General features: G+C 67.8%; 14 protein-coding genes. 7 read left to right on the top strand and 7 right to left on the bottom strand.

Annotated features, from left to right (window positions below; translation table 11 throughout):
* Positions 1-41: 41 nt before the first annotated feature.
* From VMT65_RS22235 to VMT65_RS22225, 3 genes are all read left to right on the top strand, one after another.
* Positions 42-1,586, top strand: coding sequence for an acyl-CoA carboxylase subunit beta (locus VMT65_RS22235; RefSeq protein WP_326310226.1), 1,545 nt, complete (start codon positions 42-44; stop codon positions 1,584-1,586).
* 54 nt (positions 1,587-1,640) lie between these two features.
* Entirely contained in the window at positions 1,641-2,111 is a 471-nt protein-coding gene (locus VMT65_RS22230) for a hypothetical protein (RefSeq protein WP_326310225.1), read from the top strand.
* Between the two features lie 74 nt (positions 2,112-2,185).
* A complete protein-coding gene (locus VMT65_RS22225) occupies positions 2,186-2,392 on the top strand; it encodes a DUF5988 family protein (protein WP_326310224.1) in 207 nt (68 codons plus the stop codon).
* Between the two features lie 89 nt (positions 2,393-2,481).
* Here the strand turns inward: VMT65_RS22225 and VMT65_RS22220 are convergent, their stop codons facing one another.
* The gene (locus VMT65_RS22220; protein ID WP_442790278.1) at positions 2,482-5,835 is read right to left on the bottom strand and encodes an arabinosyltransferase domain-containing protein; all 3,354 of its coding nucleotides are present in this window, start codon (positions 5,833-5,835) and stop codon (positions 2,482-2,484) included.
* Between the two features lie 125 nt (positions 5,836-5,960).
* The gene (locus VMT65_RS22215; protein ID WP_326310223.1) at positions 5,961-9,212 is read right to left on the bottom strand and encodes an arabinosyltransferase domain-containing protein; all 3,252 of its coding nucleotides are present in this window, start codon (positions 9,210-9,212) and stop codon (positions 5,961-5,963) included.
* Between the two features lie 130 nt (positions 9,213-9,342).
* On the opposite strand from VMT65_RS22215, the gene VMT65_RS22210 reads away from it, so the two are divergent.
* The gene (locus VMT65_RS22210; RefSeq protein ID WP_326310222.1) at positions 9,343-11,223 is read left to right on the top strand and encodes a serine/threonine-protein kinase; all 1,881 of its coding nucleotides are present in this window, start codon (positions 9,343-9,345) and stop codon (positions 11,221-11,223) included.
* 14 nt (positions 11,224-11,237) lie between these two features.
* Positions 11,238-12,779: a serine/threonine-protein kinase gene (locus VMT65_RS22205; RefSeq protein WP_326310221.1), complete on the top strand. Its 1,542-nt coding sequence runs from the start codon at positions 11,238-11,240 to the stop codon at positions 12,777-12,779.
* A gap of 10 nt (positions 12,780-12,789) precedes the next feature.
* Here the strand turns inward: VMT65_RS22205 and VMT65_RS22200 are convergent, their stop codons facing one another.
* Together VMT65_RS22200 and VMT65_RS22195 are read right to left on the bottom strand one after the other, a co-directional pair.
* Positions 12,790-14,562 carry a glycosyl transferase gene (locus VMT65_RS22200; protein ID WP_442790291.1) on the bottom strand — a complete coding sequence of 591 codons (1,773 nt, stop codon included), beginning with the start codon at positions 14,560-14,562 and terminating at the stop codon, positions 12,790-12,792.
* Between the two features lie 249 nt (positions 14,563-14,811).
* Entirely contained in the window at positions 14,812-16,737 is a 1,926-nt protein-coding gene (locus tag VMT65_RS22195) for a galactan 5-O-arabinofuranosyltransferase (protein WP_326310219.1), read from the bottom strand.
* A 247-nt stretch (positions 16,738-16,984) separates the two neighbouring features.
* Here VMT65_RS22195 and VMT65_RS22190 point away from each other — a divergent pair, with 247 nt between their 5' ends.
* Positions 16,985-17,881, top strand: a complete 897-nt coding sequence (locus VMT65_RS22190) for an NAD-dependent epimerase/dehydratase family protein (protein WP_326310218.1) — start codon at positions 16,985-16,987, stop codon at positions 17,879-17,881.
* 95 nt (positions 17,882-17,976) lie between these two features.
* On the opposite strand, the gene VMT65_RS22185 is transcribed toward VMT65_RS22190, so the two are convergent.
* Complete coding sequence (locus VMT65_RS22185) at positions 17,977-18,738, bottom strand: decaprenylphospho-beta-D-erythro-pentofuranosid-2-ulose 2-reductase (protein ID WP_326310217.1); 762 nt, start codon at positions 18,736-18,738, stop codon at positions 17,977-17,979.
* Positions 18,735-20,234, bottom strand: a complete 1,500-nt coding sequence (locus VMT65_RS22180) for an FAD-binding protein (protein ID WP_442790277.1) — start codon at positions 20,232-20,234, stop codon at positions 18,735-18,737. Before VMT65_RS22180 ends, VMT65_RS22185 begins: the two co-directional genes overlap by 4 nt.
* Positions 20,235-20,305: 71 nt before the next feature.
* On the opposite strand from VMT65_RS22180, the gene VMT65_RS22175 reads away from it, so the two are divergent.
* Positions 20,306-20,761: a GtrA family protein gene (locus VMT65_RS22175; RefSeq protein ID WP_326310215.1), complete on the top strand. Its 456-nt coding sequence runs from the start codon at positions 20,306-20,308 to the stop codon at positions 20,759-20,761.
* A 22-nt stretch (positions 20,762-20,783) separates the two neighbouring features.
* Here VMT65_RS22175 and VMT65_RS22170 read toward each other — a convergent pair whose 3' ends face one another.
* Positions 20,784-21,401 carry a pyridoxamine 5'-phosphate oxidase family protein gene (locus VMT65_RS22170; RefSeq protein ID WP_326310214.1) on the bottom strand — a complete coding sequence of 206 codons (618 nt, stop codon included), beginning with the start codon at positions 21,399-21,401 and terminating at the stop codon, positions 20,784-20,786.
* Positions 21,402-21,733 lie beyond the last annotated feature (332 nt).

Here is a 21,733-nt window from a genome sequence, read left to right as displayed (position 1 = left end):
CACGGGTTCTGCGAAAGTAGGTTTTTGCCGAAAGGAGACCAGTGAGCACGACCGCCGAAAAACTCGCCGACCTTCGACACAAGCTCGACATCGCGAGGGAACCGGCGGGTGATGCGGGAATCGCCAAGCGGGCCAGAAAGGGTATTCCCTCGGCCCGCGACCGCATCAATATGCTGTTGGATCCCGGCACCTTCGTGGAAATCGGTGCGCTGGTGCGCAATCCGGGCGACAAGAACGCCCTCTACGGCGATGGCGTGGTCACCGGCCACGGTCTCGTGGAGGGCCGCCCGGTGGCCGTCTTCTCGCACGACCAGACCGTCTACGGCGGTTCGGTCGGCGAGATGTTCGGCCGCAAGGTGGCGGGCATCATGGAATTCGCGGCCAAGGTGGGCTGCCCGGTGGTCGGCATCAACGACTCCGGCGGCGCGCGGGTGCAGGAGGCGGTCACCTCGCTGGCCTGGTACGCCGAACTCGGCCGTCGCCAGGAACCGTTGTCCGGCCTGGTCCCGCAGATCTCCATGATCCTGGGCAGCTGCGCGGGCGGCGCGGTCTACGCGCCGATCAATACCGACGTGGTGGTGGCCACCGAAGCGGCCTACATGTTCGTGACCGGGCCCAAGGTGATTCGCGAGGTCACCGGCGAGGACGTCAGTCTCGAGGAGCTCGGCGGCGCGAATTCCCAAGCCCAGTACGGCAATATCCACCACGTGGCCAAGAACGAGGCCGCCGCGTTCCAATGGGTGCGCGACTACCTGAGCTATCTGCCCTCGAGCTGCCAGGAACTGCCGCCGATCGTGAATCCGGGTCTGGAGCCCGAGCTCACCGAATCGGATCTGGAACTCAACGCCATCGTCCCCGACGCCGACAATGCCGGATACGACATGCACGAGATCCTCATTCGGATCTTCGACGACGGCGCGTTCCACGAGTTCGGGGAATCCGCGGGCAAGAACGTCATCTGCGGTTTCGCCCGGGTGGACGGCCGCACGGTCGGCGTGGTGGCCAATCAGCCCATGGTCTACGCGGGCGCGCTGGATGCCCGCGCCTCGGACAAGGCCGCGCATTTCGTCCGGCTCTGCGACGCCTTCGAGATTCCGCTGGTCTTCGTGGTCGACACCCCGGGCTTCCTACCCGGGGTGGAGCAGGAGAAGATCGGCGTCATCAAGCGCGGCGGCCGGTTCATCTTCTCCTTCGTGGAGGCGACCGTGCCCAAGGTGACCGTGGTGATCCGCAAGTCCTACGGCGGCGGCTACGCGGTCATGGGTTCCAAACAGCTCGGCGCGGATGTGAATCTGGCCTGGCCCACGGCCCGCATCGCGGTCATGGGCGCGGAGAGCGCGGTCTCGCTGATCGGGGCCAAGACCCTCGAGGCCGCGCCGGAGGAGCAGCGCGCGGCCATGCGCCAGCAGATGATCGACTTCTACAACGCCACCATGGCGACCCCGTGGGTGGCGGCCGAGCGCGGCTATATCGACGCGGTCATCGAACCGGCCACCACCCGCCTCGAGATTCGCCGGGCCCTGCACGTGCTGCGGGACAAGCGGATTCCCCGCAATCCCCGCAAACACCACCTGCTCCCGCTCTAGTTGTGAAAACATCGCATTTCAATCCTTGAAATGCGAGCTTGGGAGCGAAGCAGTATGGCTACCCGTCGAATTCGGAACTCGATCCTCGGCGGCGCGGTGACCGCCGCCACCGCGCTGGCGGTCCTGTCCACCGCGCCCGCGGCGTCCGCGCAGGTCACCAGCGTGTCCGCGGGAACCGCGCTGGCCCACGTCAACTCGACCTACACGCTGACCGCCTACGTCGGCGGCTCGAACGTGGGCACCCAGGTGAGCTTCTGGATCGCCGACACCTCCGGCAACGCCACCTACCTCGGGGCCTCCCCGGTGGCCTCGGGCACGGCGACCCTGGCGTGGACCCCGACCGCCGCGGGCAGCTACAACATCATCGCCAGCGACGACGGGAACCGGACGAGCAACAATGCCGGTTCCATCGGCGTCAGCGTCACCTCGGTGCCCGCGGGCCAGATGGGCAGCGGCAGCGCGAGCAAGATTCCGATCATCGGCGGCGTGCTCAGCGCCCTGCTCAACCAGTTCGGCCTCGCCTGACGGGTTTGTTCAGGCGGCTCGCCGATTGCGCCGAATCCGTCGGGTGGCCGGGACAGATGTGAGAGCCTTCAGCTATGAGTACCTCACCGAAGGCGCTACTCGAAGGCGGGCCGGATGGCCTCGAACAGCGGATCGTTCCGATCACCCCACCGGGCATCGAGTTGCGGGTGGCGTTCGGGGGAGGGTACGAGCGATTCAAAGTGACGCCACGGTGGCAGGAGACTCCGGAAGGAAGCCTGCCCGTCTACGAATGGGTGGCGCACGTAGACGCCAAGCGTTAGCCAGCTGGCCATTTCATATCGGTAAGTCCCACAACGACAGTGGCCGCCCGCAAGGTCGCGGGCGGCCACCGATTACACCGTGTCCGGGGTCAGAAGACCCGCATCTTGCCCGGTGACCACAGCCCGGAGCGAGTCACCACGTGGGTGTCGATCTGGGCGGGCTTGGGGAACTTCGACGGGTCCGAGGGGTCCGAGTAATACGGGTTGTACTGCTCGAGCGAACCCCAGTCGCGGGCGTAGTTGTCCTTCAGATACGTCGGGACCGTCTTGGAGCCCGACAGCATTTCCGCCCAGCCCAGCGGACCACCGAACTCCTCGGCCTGCCAGGTATTCGTGGAGCTGATGGCCAGCGGCCGGTCCGGCAGGATCCGGTACTTCGGGGCCGAGTCCACCACACCGTTGCGGTGATCGAACGGGTGCTGGCACGGGAACTGCAGGCCCACCGCCCAGTCCAGCAGGATCGGCTGCTCGGAACCCAGATAGCTGTTGAGCGACACCAGCTTCGGTACCCGCGGCGGGGTGAACGCCAGCCACTGATCGCCGATCAGGATCGGGTCGCGGGCGTAGATGCGGACCGCGTCGGCATCGTCGGGCAGCGCCGAGCGCGGAATGCGCAGATTCCGCCAGGACGGGGCCGGGCCGATATCGAGCGGGCGGTACTGGCCCAGCTCGGTGACGCTGCCGTCCGGGTTCCGGTGGCCGTACTTCAGGAAGATGTCCTGGCCGTAGGTCATGTTCCCGGTGTCGTCGAAGGACATGACGCGACCGGCCGCCGAGATCACGATCAGCGGGGTGTCGTCGGTCCGGGCGGGTAGCTCGTACCAGCTCGAGGTGAGCGAGGCGGGCTGCTGCACGCCGTCCTGGTAGCTGCCCATGACCGGCGTGGTGGCCGGGTCCAGGCCGAAGGGCAGCGCCACGGTCGAACCGTTCACGCCCTGCGCGCCCTTGCCGCCGCCGGTGCCCGCGTTCTGGCCCTTCTCGAAGGCCGGGCCCACGGTCTGGGTGGAGGTATTGCCGGTGCCCGGCTTCACCTCGACGCTGTCGGCGTCCAGCTTGTCGGCGACACCGTTGGGGGAGAAGCCGACCGGGTTCTCCCCGGCCAGCGGATCGCCGTCCTTGGGCGGGTGGGCCGGATCGATGATCGGGGTCAGGTTGCCGCCGTTGACATTCCCCTCGACCAGCACGTCATTGGCCAGCCCGCAGGTCTTGCCCGAGAGCGCGTCGAAGTTCGAGCGGGCCAGCGAGTACGCCGGGTACTGCGTCACCGCGCCCTTGACCAGCGAGAGCACCTCGAACGCCACCATGAGCGCGGCCACCACGGTGAGCGGGATCGCGGCGAATTTGCGGATGCGCCTGCCGCGCTTGGTCTTCCCGTTCGCCAGCGGCTTGGCGTAGCCCTCACGCAGCGACTGCCAGGCCACCACGGCCAGTGCCAGCCCGAAGAGCATGAGCATGAAGGTGTTGGACTGGAAGCCGTGCAGCGACACCCGCTTGTCGAACCACGGCACACCGTAGCTGGAGACGTACCAGTAGCCGTTGATGCCGGAGAACGCCACCGCCAGGGTGAACAGCAGCCCGGCCAGGAACACCGAGCGGTTCTTGCGGGAGCGAAGCGCGGTGGCCGACACCGCGACCGCCGTCACCGCCGCCAGCGAGCCCGCGATGCCCGCGTACGAACCGAAGTGGTGGGTCCACTTGGTCGGGTTGAACATCATGAAGAAGATGGTTCCGAACACCACGCCCATGAGCCGCCAGGTCGGAGCGCTCGCGATGCCCGGCACCTGGCGCCGCCGCAGCAGCACCAGCATGGTGGTGATCAGGCACAGGATCATGAGCAGGAACGCGAACCGGCGCGCCAGCGAGCCGTCCACGGTCTCGACGAACAGGTAGTAGTAGCGCAGATAGTCCTCGTACCAGGCCAGATTCGGCCCGGTCACCTGCCGCACCCGGTTGGCCTCCATGATGCCGGCGAAGGTCTGATCGGCGAAAACCGCCACCAGCACCAGGAATCCGGCCGCCGCGATGGGTGCGAGCAGGGCGAGATCGCCGAACTGCTGGCGCCGCCGCACCACGATCCGCACCAGCGGTCGGATGCCCGCGAGCAGCGCCGCCACACACATCAAACCGGTCGGCGCGGCCGCCAGCGTGAACGCCGCCACCAGCACCGCCACCGCGGCGGGCAGCAAACGCGAAGTGGCGATGGCCCGTTCGATGGAGACCCAGGTCAGCAGCGCGCCCAGGGCGACGATGGGCTCCGAGCGCAGGCCGTTGTCGTAGGGCAGCCAGAAGGCCAGGAACACCAGGCCGCCGGTCCACAGCGCGACGTTCGACTTGGCGACCGCGTTGCCCAGCCGCGGCACCACCTCGCGGCTGATCACCAGCCAGCACAGGATTCCGCACAGCAGGGCGGGGATGCGCACCCACGGGCTGGCGGTGGAGATCTCGGCGAAGGCCTGGATGACGTAGTAGTACCAGCCGAACGGCGCCTCCGGCACGCCGAACCAGCGGAAGTAGTTGGCCAGGTAGCCCGCGTGCGGCGCGGCCCGGACCATGGTCAGGATGTAGCCGTCGTCGGAGGTGTTGGCGCCCACGAAGTGCCACAGCAGCAGCGTGCCGATGATGCCGCCGTCGGCCCAGGTCGGCTTCAGCCAGTGCGCGGGCAGGACGCGCCGGTGCCCGCGCCCGTCGCTGGTGTCCAGCACCGCCAGCGCGCCCATGGCCAGCAGCGTGAGCAGCACGGCGGCGATGATGGCCACCAGCTTGAGCACGGTCGGGGTGGAGGAGAACCGCGAGTCCACCGTCATGTGGAACGAAAGGCCGTCGGGCACCGCGCCTTTCATATCGGTGAAGACGCCAACCACCTGCGGGCGCAGATCGCCCAGCAAGGTGCCGTCGGCGGGGACGGTGACCAGTTCCCGGCCGCCGTCGGCGGTCGGCTTCTCGACGGTGCGGGTGATGCCCTCGAAGACCGCGTAGGTCCGCTTGTCATCGGAGGTGATGACGATGCGGGAGCATTCGTTCAGCTCGGCCCGGGTCGCGGTGGCCACCACGGCATTCCGGTCCAGCACGTCCACGCTCTCGCCGGAGACGCGGACGAACATGGCCTCCAGGTCCGCGCCCTTGCCCTGCGGCGGCGCGGTTGCCAGCAGAATGCCGCCGCGCGGATCCAATTGCTGGACCGCCGAACACGGGATGGTGACGTTCACGTCGACCGGCACCTGCGACACCAGGGCCGCCTGCACCGGATCGAGTGAACCGCCCTGCGGCCAGCTCACCTCCGCCTGCGTCTGCTGCACCGGCAGGAAGGGTGTCGCCAGCGCGAACAGCGCGCCGAGCAGGCCCGCGACGATCGCGATGAGCTTCGCGATCCTGAAGTCGCGCTGTGAAGCGGGTGCGGGAGCCGGTGTATTCGGCTTCGTGAGGACTGCGGAGGCGTCGGGCACGGTTGCTGATCGTATCGGTAGTCGCTGAGAGTGGCGGTGTTCACTACGCCGGTGCGACACGCATAGTGCGAAACCACCAAAACGCCCGCGCGAAGCGATGCTTCGAGCGGGCGTTTCGTCGGTTTCTACTTGGCCTTGATGGGTGAATCCTTGGCCAGGCCGGAGCGGGTCTGGACCGTCACGTCCAGGGTGGCCTTCGGATTCGCATCCGGGACATACGGGGTGAACTGCTCGAGCGAGCCCCAATCCCGGCTCCAGTCGTGATTCAGATACGACGGCCGGGTCTCGGATTTCAGCAGCAAACCCGTCCAGCCCAGTGGACCGCCACCGATATCGTCCTGCCAGGCATTGGAGGCGTCCTGCCCGACCCGGTCGGGCAGAATGCGCCAGCGCGGCACCTCGGCCACGCCGTCGTGGTGGTCGAAGGGCCGCTGGCACGGGAAGGCGAGGCCGACGTGCCAGTCCTCCAACACCGGGGCCGTGTCTCCGACAAGGGAATTCAGCGTCTCCAGCTTGGGCAGGCGCGGCGGGGTGACGGCCAGCCACTGGCGCGGGGTGATGTCGGCGTCATTGAGCACCAGGCGAATGGCATTGGCACCGGCGGGAATCTGATCCAGCGGGACGCGCAGATTGCGCCAGGACGGGCTCGGGCCGATATCGATGGGCCGGATCTGTCCGGTGTTGGTGACATTTCCGGCGGCGTCGCGGGTGCCGTACTCGACGAGCAGGTCCTGACCGTAGGTCTCCACGCCGTCCTTGTTGAAGGACTTGATGCGGCCCGCGGCCGTCACCACCAGCACCTGGTAGGCCGGGTCGTTCCGGACGCTGTTCAGCCTCTCGGCGTTGTACCACTGCGTGGTCAGCTTCGAAACCTGTTGCTCGCCATCGGTGTAACTGCCCTCGATCGGCGTCTTGGCCGGATCCAGCCCGAACGGCAGGGCCACCGAGCTGCCATTGATGCCGACCTCCTCGCTCTTGCCGCCGCCGGTGCCCGCGCCGGTGGTCTTGGAGGTCTTGTTGCCGGACTTGTCGTTGACCGAGTTGGCCCCGCCGGTGACGGTCTCCTCGGCATCGGCGGTGAGGTCGGAGGCCACGCCATTGGGCGTGAATCCGACGTTCTCGGCGGACAATCCGTCGGCGTCCGAGCCGGTCCACGGGTGCAGCAGCGAGTCGGCGGTATCGGTCTCCACCAGCACTTCATTGGCCAGCGCGCATGAATCTCCCTGCAGCGCACGCAGATTCGACTGGGTGATGGAGTACGCCGGGTACTGGCCGACGGCCGCCTTGGCCAGCGACAGCACCTCGAACAGCACCAGCACGGCCGCGGCGACGGTGAGCGGCATGCTGGCGAACTTGTCGAAGCCGCGCACCGGCTTCGGCTCGCGGTACGGCTCCCGGAAGTGCTGGTAGGCCGCGATGAGCAGGCACAGCACCGCGAGTCCGAGGAACAGTGTGGAGAAGCCCTTGCCCGCGATCAGCGGGGCCTTGTCGAACCACGGCACGCCGTAGCTGGACACGTACCACCAGCCATTGGGCCCGGTGAAGGTGATGGCCAGCAGGAAGAACACCGCCGCGGTGAACAGCGTCCGATTGCGCGGCGAGCGAATCCCGTTGACGCCCACCGCGACCGCGGCCAGCGCCGCCACCGATCCGGCGAGCCCGGCGTACACGCCGAAGTGGTGGGTCCACTTGGTGGGCGTGAACATCATGAGGAACAGCGACATGAAGATGATGCCCAGAATGCGCGCCGACGGCCCACGCGAGGTGCCCGGAATCCGGCCGTTCTTGCGCAGCATCACCATGACGCACACGATCAGGCACAGCAGCATGGCCAGAATCCCGAAGCGGCGCGCCAGCGAGCCGTCGGGGGAGAGCATGAGCAGCGAATCCCAGCGCGTGCGCTCGTCGAACCAGGCCACATTCGGCCCGATCAGGGTGCGCACCCGGGTTGCCTCCATGACCGAGGCCAGGGTCTGATCGGCGAAAACCACCACCAGCACCAGGGTTCCGGCCGCCACGCCCGGCGCGAGCAGCGCGCCGTAGCGCAGCAGCCAGGAGCCCTCACCCTTGGCGCGCTCGAGGATCACCATGAGCACCGGCCGCGCGCCCGCGATGAGCGCCGCGATGCAGATCAAGCCGGTGGGACCGGCGGCCAGGGAGAACGCCGCGATCAGCACGCCCACCGCCGCGGGCAGCAGACGCCCGGTGGCAATGGCCCGCTCGACCGAACACCAGGTGAGCAGCGCGCCCGCCGCGATCAGCGGTTCCGGGCGCAGGCCGTTGTCGTAGGGCATCCAGGCGGCCAGGAATACCAGCCCGGCGGTCCAGATGGCGACATTGTCGCGCCGCACCCGCGAACCCAAGCGCGGCAGCACTTCCCGGCTGATGACCAGCCAGCAGGTGATACCGGCCAGCAGCGCGGGCAGTCGCATCCACGGGCTGGAATCGCTGATCCGGGTCATCCACGCCAGCACCTCGTACGGCCAGCCGAACGGGGCCTCGGCCACCCCGAACCAGCGGTAGTAGTTGGCCATGTAGCCCGAAACCTTCGAGGCCCGAGCCATATTGAGGATGTAGCCGTCATCGGAGGTGTTCGCGCCGATGATGTGCCACACCAGCAGCGTGCCGATCACCGCCACGTCCGCCAAGCGCACCCGCCACCAGTGCGCGGGCAGGAACCGTCGCGGCTTGCGCCCGTCGGAGGTGTCCAGCAGATGCAGCGCGATCAGGGCGATCAGCGTGAACACCACGGCCAGCACGGTCGCGACCCGCTTGATCCAGTTCGGGCTGGAGGTGAAGCGCGCGTCGATGTTCACCGTGGCCGAGGCGTTCGCGAGTTGATCCCGCTTCAGATCGGTGAACAGTCCCACCACCTGCGGCCGGGTGTCGCCGCCGACCCTGCCGACGAACGGCGTCCCGTCCTTGCGGTTCACCCCCGTGAACTCGACCCGGGTCTCCCCGGCATCCGAATGCACGGTAATGGCCTGGCAGCTCTCGATTTCCGACACCGGCGCGGACAGCAGCGGAATCAGCCGCACCAGCACCGACACCGTGCGCCCCTTGTCGGGCTCGTCGGTGACCTTGACGACCAGGCCCTTCGACTCGGCCTGTCCGGAGGCCTCGGGCACGGTCGAGAACAGCGTGCCGGTCGGCAGGTCCCGCAGCACCTGGCACGGCAGACTCACGTCCAGGTTCAACGGCACATACGAGACCAGGGGGGCATCGACATTCGCCGTATCCCCTTGGGGCCAATGCAGTGTCGGCCGATCCTGGTTGACCGGCAGGATCGGCGTGATCGCCGCCAACAGGAATCCGAGTAACCCGGAGACCAGGGCGACGACGCGGATGCGGTGGAACGCTCGGGAGTCTGCGCGCACGAGCACCGACTCTATCGACCCGGCCCACAGCTCTCCGCGAGGCTGCGCTGTAGCCGAATCGGCGGTTGTCCGTCAGGATGGTTGTTATCCGAACTGGGCGTGGGGCCGGGCCGGAAAGACAAGAGGAAGTATGACCGAGCTGCGACCTGGCGAAGTTATCGCCGGGTATGTGATCGCGCGGCGAATCGGGGCCGGGGGGTCGGGCGTCGTCTACGCGGCGCGGCACCCGCGGTTACCCAGGCTTACGGCCCTGAAGATCTTGAAACGTGACGAGGTCGTGGGGGACGCCGACGTGTGGCGGCGTTTCGAGCGCGAGGCCGATATCGCGGCCCACTTCGATCACCCCAATATCGTGCAGGTCTACGACCGCGGCGTGGCCGATGAGCTGTTCTGGATCTCCATGCAGTTCGTGGACGGCCTGGATGCCGCTGAGCTGCACCATGTTTCGCCCGACCGGGCGCTGCGCATCGGCACCGAGATCGCGGCCGCGCTGGACTACGCGCACGGCAAGAACGTCCTGCACCGGGATGTGAAGCCGTCCAATATCCTCGTCGCCGATCCCGACAGCGGCCGCCCGGAGCGGGCCCTGTTGACCGACTTCGGCATTGCCCGGCTGCGCGACGAGACCACCAAACTCACCCATACCGGAAATATCTCCGCCACCTTCGCTTTCGCATCACCCGAGCAGGTGAGCGGCAAACCGGTCGGCCCGAAATCTGATCAATACTCCCTGGCCTGCACGCTTTTCGTGCTGCTCACCGACCAGCGCCCGTTCCGCGCGGACAATCCGCTGGGCTGGGTGCACGCCCACACCCAGGAACCCCCGCTGCGCGTGAGCGAGGTGAATCCCGAACTCCCCGCGGCCATGGACGCGGTGTTCGACCGGGCCCTGGCCAAGGATCCCGCGGACCGCTTCGAGAACTGCGCGGATTTCGCCTACGCCGCCACCCAGGCCTACTACTCCGACCCGGCCCTGGCGCTCACCGCCCCGGCGCGCCTGCTCCCGCAGCCACTCACGCCCCGGCCGGTCGGGCGCGGTCGGAAACGACTGTGGCAGAGCCTCTTGCACCGCCGCACCCTCATCCCCGTGGCGGTGGCCGCGGTGACCGCCGCGGGCGTCGGCTTCGCCCTGAACCAGGGCAATTCGCCGCCCGTGCACCCCACCGGCGGACTCGTGCCGGACCGATTCGTCGGCACCTGGCTGGCGACCGAGGGCCAGACCAACTACCGACTCACCGTGCAGCAGGCCAAGATCGGCGATCCGGTGCTGTCCAATCGCGTGGACGGCGTGCTCCCCAACGGCAGTCCGTTCCACTGCGAGTTCTCCGCGCCCCTCGACGAGGTGCCCGGCGACGGCGATCGCCTCGTTGTCGGCACCTCCGAGATCGTGGTGCGCGAACCGGCGAACGCCTGCAAGGCCAACGGTCCCACCACCCTCACCCTGCTGCCCGACGGTCGGGTCAGCCGCAAAACCGATGTGAGCGGCCTGATCACGTACACCAATGCCGACGCGGTGGTGTCCTCCTGGGGCCGCGAGGATGCGGCCATCGCCCGCACCTTCCCCAGCCTGATCGGCCAGCTCGCCTCCAGCGGCACCGCGGTCGGCTGGCAGGGCGGCCTGTGCCAGCCCCGCGATCCCGGTCCGGGTGAGGCGGCCCAGGGCGCGCACCGCGTGCGCTGCAATGCCGACGACACCACCGGCCAGGTGCACTTCGACGTGCTCGACTTCGACACCCGCCCCGGGCAATCGGTGGCCCAGCTGTTCTTCGACAGCACCCCGGTCCACACCACAGCGGTCGACCACGAGGACGTGGCGGGCGCGTTGACCGTGACCACCGGCGCGACCGTCGACCCGGCCGCCACCACCGATACCGAATCCCATCGCGCCATCGCCGCGGTCAGCTTTCCCGACGGCGACCCGCGCTCCCGCTTCGTCATGGTGCTGCGCTGGCCCGGGCACACCGTGAACAGCCTCCTGACCGACTGGCTCGAGAGGGCTCCACTGAAGTAACTAGGTGCGCGATCATGACCGATCTGAAGCCGGGCGAAGAGATCGCCGGGTACGTCATCGAACGCTGGATCGGCGCCGGGGGCTCCGGCACCGTCTACGCCGCACGCCATCCCCGACTACCGCGCCTGGCCGCGCTCAAGGTCTTCAATCGCGACGAGGTGACCGCCGACGCCGAAGGGTGGCGGCGCTTCGAACGCGAAGCCGATATCACCGCCCGCTTCGACCACCCCAACATCGTCAGCGTCTACGACCGCGGGCTCGACGACGGGCGGCTGTGGATCGCCATGCAGTACGTGGACGGCCCGGCCGCGGACCGGCTTTCGGGCCTGTCCCCGGAACGAGCGCTGCGCATCGGCGACGGCATCGCCTCGGCCCTGGACTACGCGCACAGCAAGGGCGTGCTGCACCGGGACGTGAAACCGTCCAATATCCTGCTCTCCCCGGCGGAGGACGGCCGTCCGGAACGGGCCCTGCTGACCGACTTCGGCATTGCCCGGCTGCGTGACGAGACCACCCATGTCACCAAGACCGGGGACATCTCCGCCACCTTCGCCTTCGCGTCACCGGAGCAGGTGTCGGGCCGCTTTCTCGACCCGCGCACCGACCAATACTCCTTGGCCTGCACGCTTTTCGTGCTGTTGACGGGATCGCGGCCGTATCTGGCGAACGATCTGGCGGGTCTCATCTACGCGCACACGAGCACACCGCCGCTGCACGTGACCCAGGTCCGCCCCGATCTGCCTCGCGGTCTCGACGCGGTCTTCGACCGCGCCCTGGCCAAGCATCCCGACGAAAGATTCGCCAGCTGCGCCGATTTCACCGATGCGGCCCTGCGGGCGTGGCGCGCACCGGCCACCGCGACCGTCTTGCGTTCCTCCCGGACCGATCCGACGGTCCTGGGGCCGGGCCACTACTACACCGATCCGCAACCCGCGTACGGCGTTTCCTACGGCGCGTCCGCCGGACCCGTCGAAGACGATGCGCCGCACCGACATCGGGCTCCGGATCCCGTGCGCACGGCACCCGGTACCGGTCGAGCCGTGCTCACCGGCATGCTGGCGGTGCTGGCCGCCACGGTCCTCGGCGGCAGCGCTATCTGGGTGACGGTGAGTCTGGAAAGCCATGGGCGGAACAACAACACGCCGCTGTCCGCCGCGGTGCCCACGGTCGCGACGGTCATACCGACGACCGCGGCGGCCACGACGACCCCGGCCGCCAGCACGCCAGCCGGGCGCGTGCCGTCCGAATTCGTCGGCGACTGGACCGGATCCAGCGATTCCAATGCCAACGACTACCGCCTGACCATCCGACAGGGTGAGCTGAACCAACCGCTGGTGACCTCGACCATCTCCACCGGCGGCCGAGTGATCTGCGTCTTCGACTATCGCCTGTTGGGGGTGCCCAGCACCGGCGACATCACGCTCGGCGCGGGCACCCTCACCTCCGGCGGCAGTGGCTGCCAGGTGCAGGGCACGCACGAACTCGTGCTGAGCAATGGCGTCCTCACCCGGGCGCTGTCGGTGAGCGGCTTCGTGACCTACCGGAAGGTGAGCTGACCGCGCGCCCTCACACCAGCCCGCGCACGTCCCAGACCCACACGCCGTCAACGAGTTTCGCGGGGAAACCGAGCAGCTGGTCGACGGTCTGGCGCAGGGTGTCGGTGTTGTCGGTGGGTGGCAGCACCAAGACATCCGCGCGCCAGTAGCGCAGGTCCGCCAGCGCCTGGGCACGGGCGGCGTCGTCCACCGTCGGCACCGTATTGGTCCGCTGCGCCTTCATCAGCAGGCTCGCGGTGGGCCGATCGTCGGGACCGTAGCGGCCCTTCTTGGAGGCGCCGGTCGGCCCGACGAAATAGCCTCCGGCGAGCGGGAATTCGAAACCCGAATCGACCTGCCAGCGCAGCGCGCGGGCGTCCGGCGGGGTCGGCGGCGGGACCACCACCACCGAGCCGTGCGAAACGTATTGGCGCACGGTGCCGTCGGTGAAGAACTCCGGGGTGGCCGGGCGCTGCACCACCGGCAGGATGGTCGGGGTGAGCGGCAGCAGGGCGAAGGCCAGCGCGGCGAACAGGGCCAGCGGCCGCCAATCGGTCGCCGAGACCTTCCAGTAGTCCAGGGCGCGCTGGGTGGCCAGCGCCAGCACGAGGGCGATGGCCGGAATCGCGGCCATGGTGAATCGCGACTCCAGCACCGTGTCCAGCAGCGTCACGTTCTCGAAATGCTTCCACGGCATGCTGATTCCGGTGTCGTGCTTGCCGATCATGAGCGTCGAACCCAGTGACATCACCGAGAACACCACGATCACCACCGCCGCGGCGCGCACCACTCTTTCGCGCCACATGAGCACGGTCGCCACCGCGACCACGATCCACAGCGGCCAGCCGAAATACGAGTTCTCCTCGGTCGGATTGATGGCCACGTTCTGTCCGGGCGCGACCAGCCCGCCCAGCGATTCGGACGGGAACTGGAACAGCGCCTTGAGATCGTTCTGCATGGTCCCATGATCGATGGACCGGTAGGACTGCGGGCCGAAGAACTGCCACCACAGCGGAATCTCGGTGAGCGCCACCGTGATCAGCGCCCCCAGCAGCACGGTCGGGGTGAGCGCGCGCAGGGCGCGCAGACCGGTGCGCGGGGTGTGCAGGTGGTAGACGACGGCGAACAGGCCGAAGGAGAGCGCGAAGATCAGCAGCGGCTCCTCGCCGAGCGCGATCTGCAGCGCCACCAGTAGGCCCAGCACCACCGCGTCGCGATTGCGCCGCGCCCTGCGGACGTGCTTGGCGGCCTCCGCGCGCCGGGCCATGCGGATGAGCTGCAGCGCGATCAGCGGAAGCAGCGCCAACACAACGAAATTCGGGTGCGCGTTGGCGTGCGAGATCATGGCGGGCGCGAACCCGCAGAACAGCCCGCCCACGGCCGCGGCGAGCCGGGACGTCACCACCTCGCGCGAGAACAGCCAGTACCAGGCGAAGGCGGTGCCGAACAGGCCCAGGGTGAGCACCAGGACGAAGGTGACCGTCGGACCGAACAGCAGCGTGACGGGAGTCAGCGGCACGCCGACGCCGAACATGGCGGTATTGGCCATCATGTTCACGCCGTCGGGATAGTTCTGCAGCAGCGAGCCCAGCGGGTTCTCGAGATGCGCCACATTGTGCGCGGTGACGGCGAAGAACCACTCCCACATGGTCTGGTCCTGGCCGCTCTTGATCAGATAGCCGCGATCGGTGTGCAGCCACTGCCCCGACAGCACCAGCACCGCCAGCGCCAGGTATCCGGTGGCGGCGAGAAGATCGGTGCGGGCCAGGCGAATGCGCCGGGCGACCCGCTGCGCTCGACTTATCTTGGGAGGAGCCGTTTCCGGGACGGGGCGGTCGAGAACCGCTACCGCCGCACCGTCTTCAACCCCCCGGTCGGAAACCCGCCCCTGTGCCACGCGTCAACTCCTTGATGCCTTGCAATCAGCGGCCCACGCTACCGGGTTCGCCTGAGATTGCACTGGCAAGTCGCGAAGTTATCCACAGGAACGAGGCTCTATCCACAGAATCGGACCGGTTTTTGGGGATAAGTGATGCTTGTCTCGTTCCTTGGTTTAGACACGCACCACGAGAGTAAACGGGCCGATATCGGTGATCCGGTAGTGCGCGTCATCGAACAGAGCCTTGGGGAAGGTCACTGTGAACCGCTTCACATTCGGGTCATTGGGATACACGTCCTGCGACAGGCGCAGGCTGTAGTCGTCCCCGGAACGCCGGAACAGGAACGCGTCCGGAGCCCGCCAGCGGCAGTGGTGCAACGCGTCGGTCAGCTCCTGCGGCGTCTTCAGCGTGCTCCAGCGCTGGATCTCGGCCGTGCGCGCCGCGAAATCGGCCAGCGGGTTGGCGTAATGCGAAGTGAGCGCCTGGAATCCGTAGTACGGGTAGATGGCCAGGAAGCTGGTGTCCGTGGTCAGCACCACGCTCGCATCGCGCGGCCGCCCGGTCTGCTCCAGCAGTTTCGCGTCGACCTCGCGGTAGTACGACACCGCCGAGGGGGCCCGCTTGTCGGCGCGCTCGCCATTGCCGTCGGTATCGGTGTAGGCGGTATTGATCTCGGCCGCCAGCACGTTCGGAATCCCCTGACCGAACCCGATCGCCCCCGCGAGCGCGACCGCCGCCGCGGCGGTCCGGAACCGCCCCGGCTCGTTCAACGCCTGGTAGACCGCCCGCGCGCCCTCCGCGAAACCGAACACGCCCGCCGCGGCGAGCAGCGCGATCAGCGGGGACTCGAGCCGAAACGCCAGCAGCGTCGTGCCCGCGGCCGTCGCCAGCATCGACAGCAGACACCACAGATAGATCGCGACCACTCCGATACCCAATGCCTGCGCGCGCCGCGAACTCCCGGCCCGCAGCACCAGCCAGATCGTTCCGGCCAGGCAGAAGACACCGAGCAGGTTGAACTCGGTCATCGGCAGCGGCAGCCGCGAACCCGATTCCGGCAGATAGTGGAAGGCCGAACCCGAGCCCAGGGACGCCTTGCCGGACATGAATTTCAGCAGGAACGGCGTCCACACGGTCAGCGCCAGCAAGCCCGCGATCGCGCCGATTCCAATGAGCCGCACCAGAATCGGCAGGATCGATCGCCAGGTCCGCCGGGCGCGCACCGCGAGCCCGGCCGCGATCACGGCCATCAGGCACACCGCGAACACCGCGACGCCGAAATACAGGCTGTAGAAGGTGGCCGCCAACCCGAGGAACAGGCCCGCTCCTAGCGTCGCGCCCCAACCCCCGGCCGTGGGTTCGGTCTTGTCCTCCGCGGGCCGGTGCAACGCGCCCCAGGCCAACAGCAGTGCGGGGCCCAGCAGCAGGGTCAGCACCGCGCTGTACGCCTCCGGCGAACCGTAGGCCAGTGTCACCGCGGTGGTCGCGGCGGCCACCGCCACCGCCCAATCGGCGCGAATCAGGTTGGACCACAACACGAGTGCGACCACGGCCGCGACCGCCAGCCCGATGATCGCGTACGGCTTGAACGCCTCCCACCCGGCCATCCCGGTCAGGCTCGCGAATCGGCCGCCGATCCAGAACCAGCCCGCCGGATAGAACGGCGGCAGGTCGATGTAGTTCATATCGTGCAGCCGCGCACTGTCGGTCAGCCGCGTCAGATACTGCGTCCGGAACTCCTGATCCACCGACATCCCGAACAGGTACAGCTTGGTGGCCGCCAGCGGCATCCCCAACGTCACCGTCACGAACGCCGAAATCCCGCCCCACGACAGCAGTTTCGCCAGCCACCCCCACTTGTGCAGGCGCAGCAGCACGATCGCCGCCACCAGCATGGCCAGCGCCACCACCTGCCCCACGGTGGTCAGCGAGCGGGTCACATTGGACGAGTTGAACGCGGGCCAGTGCACGGTCGCGAACGCCTTCAGCCCGACCGCGCCCACGACCGCCGCGACCACGGCCGCGAGCACCGCTTCGCCGATCGCCCCGCCGGCCTGCCGCGCCAGCGGCCTGATCCGCCCACTCGCCCGCTCGCTCATCCGCACCCTGCCTTCGCATTCGTGTCCAGGACCGCGCGTCAGCCTAGCCAGTACCCCGCCCCCGAACACCTCGCCGGGCTCATCCGCGCCGGTCGAGCGGCCCGAACCGCCGCTGACACCGCCGCGAATGCGATCGGTAGCCTCGCGGCATGCCCGAACCGTCGACACAACACACGCCCGGTCCGCGCGGGAAGCCGGTCCGGGGCGGCTCGGGACCGGGGCGCACCGGTCGGTGCTGGGCGGGCCGATGAGCGCGCGCGTACTGGTCACCGGGGCGGGTGGTTACCTCGGCGGGGCGGTGGTGCGGGCGTTGGCCGGGGCGGGCCACGAGCCGGTCGCCCTAGTCCGGCCGGGTGCACCGGATGTTCCCGGTGCCCGGGAGACGCGCGCCGCCGATCTGCTCGACACCGATGCGCTGCGCCGCGCCGTCTCCGGTGTGGAGGCGGTGTGTCATCTGGCCGGGTTGGCCCGGGCCCGCGAATCCTTCGATGAGCCACTTCGGTATTTCCGGGTGAACACCGGCGGGACCATCGGATTGCTCGAGGCGATGGCCGACGCGGGGGTGCGAGGGCTGGTGTTCTCCTCCACGTGCGCGGTCTACGGTTCACCGGATCGGCAGCCCATGACCGAGGACCTACCCGTCGCGCCGCCACACCCCTATGCGAGCAGCAAGGTGGCGGCCGAGGCCGTGGTCGAAGCTCAGGCGAGCAGCGGTGCGCTCGGCGCGATCGTCCTGCGCCTGCCGAATCTGGCCGGGGGAGAGGACCGGGACCCGACCCGGCTGATTCCCCGGGTGCTCGACGCGGCGAGGAGCCGGACGCCGCTGGGCGTGAACGGCGACGGCTCCGCGGTCCGCGACTACCTTCACGTCGATGATGCCGCGGCCGGTTTCGTCGCTGCCGTGGAGCAGCTGCCCGCGCCGGGCGGGTTCGCCCGCTACAACCTCGGAAGCGGGCGGGGGACAAGCATTCTGGATGTGGTGGCGGCAGTGGAGCGGGCCACCGGGCGGCGAGTCCCGTTGGTGCACAATCCACCCGCGCACGAGCCGCAGGTCCTGATCGCCGACGCCGCCCGCGCGATCGCCGAACTAGGCTGGCGCCCAACACGCTCCGAGATCGACACGATCATCGCGTCCCTTGGATAGCCGACAGCGCCGCCCCTCCGAAAGGGGCGGCGCTGACAGTGGCCTATGGGGTTTCAGGGGTTTACCCCTGAGAGTTCCCGAGAGTTGGGCTGTTCTCAGATCGGCAGCTTGCGGAAGATCGGGCGCGGGATGTGGCGCAGGATCATCATGACGTACCGGAAAGTGCCCGGGGCCCAGACGATTTCCTTGCCCTTCTCCGAAGCCGCGACCGCGAGGACGGCCACGTCTTCCTTGTTGACCGTGAGCCCGTTCTCCTTGGCGTGCGCGGAGAGCTTGGTGCGCACCATGCCCGGGCGAATGACGGTGACACGCGGGCCGAACTTGGCCAGCGCCTCGCCCAGTCCCAGGTAGAAGCCGTCCAGCCCGGCCTTGGTGGAGCCGTAGACGAAGTTGAAGCGCCGCACGCGCTCACCGGCGACCGAGGACATGGCCAGAATCCGGCCGAAGCCCTGCGCCTTCATCTTCTCGCCGAGCAGCACGCCCACCGACACCGCGGCGGTGTAGTTGATCTCGGCCATCATGACGGCCTTGCGCTGGTCCTGCCAGAAGATCTCGCCGTCGCCGTCGATGCCGAACGCGACGATCGCCACGTCCACGTCACCGGCGGCCCAGGCGGCGTCGATCACGGCCGGGTGGCTTTCGGTGTCGAGCGCGTCGAAGTCGATGACCTGCACCTCGGAGGCGCCGGCCGCCTTCATCTGCGACACGGCGTCCTCGCGCAGCGGGTCGCCCGGCAGGGCGGCCAGGACAATGCGCGCGGGACCCTTCTTCAGGTACTCGGCGCAGATGGCCAAGCCGATCTCCGAGGTGCCGCCCAGCAGCAGAATGGATTGCGGGTTCCCTACCGCATTGATCACTGAAGCTCCAGCCTTCTCGCCATATCGGACATGAAAACGCCTGTGGGATCGACACTTCGGCGGATCTTGATCCACTCGTCGATCCGGGGGTACATCTTGTGGAAGGTCTCCGCGTCGGTGCGCGAGTCCTTGGCAGTGTAGAGGCGACCGCCGAATTCCAGGACGCGCCGGTCCAGTTCGCGTACGAACTCGTTGAGACCCGGGCGGACCGGGAAGTCCACGCAGATGTTCCAGCCCTCCATGGGGAAGCTCAGCGGGGCCGGGTTGCCCGGGCCGAAGAACTTCAGCACATTGAGCGCGGTGTAGTGACCCGACCGCTGGATATCCACGATGATCTTGGTGAATTCATCGAGGGCTTCGGGCGGCAGCACGAACTGGTACTGGATGAAACCGGCGGAGCCATAGGCCCGATTCCACTCCGAGACCACATCGAGCATGTGGTAGAACGCCGTCAAGTTCATGATCTTGCCGGTGTAGTTGCCGCCGAGCGCGTAGTACGCCTCGCCGACCATGCCCAGCGTGAACTTGTTGACCGCGAAGCTCGGGAAGATGTCCGGCACCGTCAGCAGATTCGGCGCATCGAACTTCAGCGGGTTTTTGCGCAGCTTCTTGGGCAGCTCATCGAGTTTCGCCAGCCGACCGCGAGAAACGTTGGCGCGCCCCAGCTTCGGCGGCGCGCTGATGGCGTCGAACCAAGTGGAGGAGTAGGTGTAGTTCGCCTCGGACCCGTCCTTGTGGACCGCGATGGTCTCGTCCAGACCGGTGGTCTTGATGCCGTCGGCGATGAAGTACGCCGTCTCGGTCGGCGTCATCTCGATGGTCGCCCGCAGGATGATGCCGGTCAGGCCGTTGCCGCCGACCGTGGCCCAGAACAGCTTGGCGTTCTTCTTCGGCCCGATGGTCTGCACCTTGCCGTCGGCGGTGAGCAGATCCAGCGACCGCACGTGATTGCCGAAGCTGCCCGCGCTGTGGTGGTTCTTGCCGTGGATGTCGGAGCCGATGGCCCCGCCCACGGTCACCTGCCGGGTGCCGGGCAGCACCGGAACCCACAGGCCGAACGGCAGCGCCGCCTTCATCAGCTGGTCCAGGGACACGCCCGCGTCCACGTCCACCAGCCGGGAGTCCCGGTCGATGCGGTGAATACGGTCGAGGGCGGTCATGTCGACGACCAGGCCGCCCGCGTTCTGCGCGTGATCGCCGTAGGAGCGGCCCAGGCCGCGGGCGATGACACCGCGCCGCAGGTGAGCGGGCTTGGCGTCGTTGTCCTCCGCGACCATGGCGACCGCCTTGGCGATCAGCTCGGGGTCATTGGTGGAGAGCACTTCCGACGTGGTGGCCGCGGTGCGACCCCAACCGTGCAGGCGCCGGGTCTGCGTCGGCAGGTCGAACGCCCCCTGCGCCGCTGTGCCCTCTTTTTCTTTGCCGACGACCGGGCTCTCGCCTGCGGAGCTGGGCTCCGGGGCGGCCGCGGTGGTGGTCTGAGCTTTCGTGGACATCGGCATAGAGGCTACAGGGATAACCGTCTCGAGGCTTGTGTCCTTTGTCCCGGGCATTACTCTTCTGCACTGTGACCGCGGAACCCCATCTGCCCCTCCCGCCCGAACTGCCCCTGGTCGATGAACCGGGCGGTACGGACGTTGAGCTGAAAACGCAGATCATTCGATTCGCGGTCACCGGCGGCCTGTCGGCCATTGTGGACTTCGGCCTGTACACCCTGCTTTTCAAGCTGGTCGGCTTTCCATTGCCGGTGGCCAAGTCCATCAGCTTCATCGCCGGTACGACCACGGCCTATCTGATCAATCGGCGCTGGACCTTCAAGGCCGAACCGAGCCGCAAGCGCTTCATCGCGGTGATCGCGCTGTACGCGCTGACCTTCGCTTTGCAGGTGGGGATCAACCAGCTCTGCTACTACGCGCTGCCGGAGGCGTGGTGGCGGATCTTCTTCGCGTTCTGTGTCGCGCAGGGCACCGCCACCGTGATCAACTTCATCGTGCAGCGGGCCGTGATCTTCAAGATCAAGTAATCGGGCTCACGCCGCGCCTGTTTCAAGACTCCACCAAGGCGTTGTTCTCCTCCTTGGCCCGGAAGTAATCGCCGCCCTTGGCGCGCACATTGTCGGTACCCCATTCCCGCGCCTCGCGCCGCGCCGGGACCAGGTGCGGAATGTGCTTGCGGCAGTGGATATAGGCCTCCTCCACATCGACCACCACCCAGCGCTCGGGAATCCGCCCGCGCTGTTCGACGGGCAGGTCGGGCACGCAGCGGCGCATGAGGGCGTCGTCGACGATGCGGGCGGTGCCATTGACGTGCAGGCCGATCAGGTCGTGCACGAAATCGATCATGAGAATGCCGACGTGCGGGTTCTCGAGAATATTGCCGAGGCTGGCCATCACGCCATTGCCGCGATACTCCGGATAGGCCACGGTGTGATCGTCGATCACGTGCAGGAAGCCCGGCTTGCCCGCGCGAAAGCTGGAATCGCATTCCCCGTGCTTGTCGGAGGTCGCTATGAAGGCCATATCCATCCGGCGAATGAAATCGATCATGTGGGTATTGAGTCGATCTCGCACTTGGTCGCTATAGAAGCGGTCGGCCCGTTCCTCGGTTCCGTAGCGCTCCTGGAGTTCCCGCTCGCCGTCGCTGCCGTTTCTGATACCGGGCATCGTGCGCCCCCTTTGGTAGCTGAATACCGGATGGAAGAGGCTCGGCCACGAACTTCGGCCATCCGAAATCCTATACGGTTGAACTATTTTCGTGTGGCGAATGCGTGAACCGGCGGATCCGCCCTGGTGGGGCGACCTCGACTGCAGCCGGACAAACCTTCCCGGGGGAGGATCCTCCCGGATGAAAGGGTCCGCAAGGGACCTTTGTCCCTTAACTGCGGGGATGCTATGGGGGGTTTCGGGTCGCGGGTGCGCGAGATCCCCAGGGGCCCCGGGGATTTCGCATTCCTGCTTTGTCCTTTTTGCGGAGTTTTGGACCGCACTCTCCGCCT

Source organism: Nocardia sp. CDC153, from assembly GCF_035818515.1.
Classification (GTDB): Bacteria; Actinomycetota; Actinomycetes; order Mycobacteriales; family Mycobacteriaceae; genus Nocardia.
The sequence above is the reverse complement of the archived record's forward strand: the minus strand, read 5'-3'. Positions and strand labels throughout refer to the sequence as shown.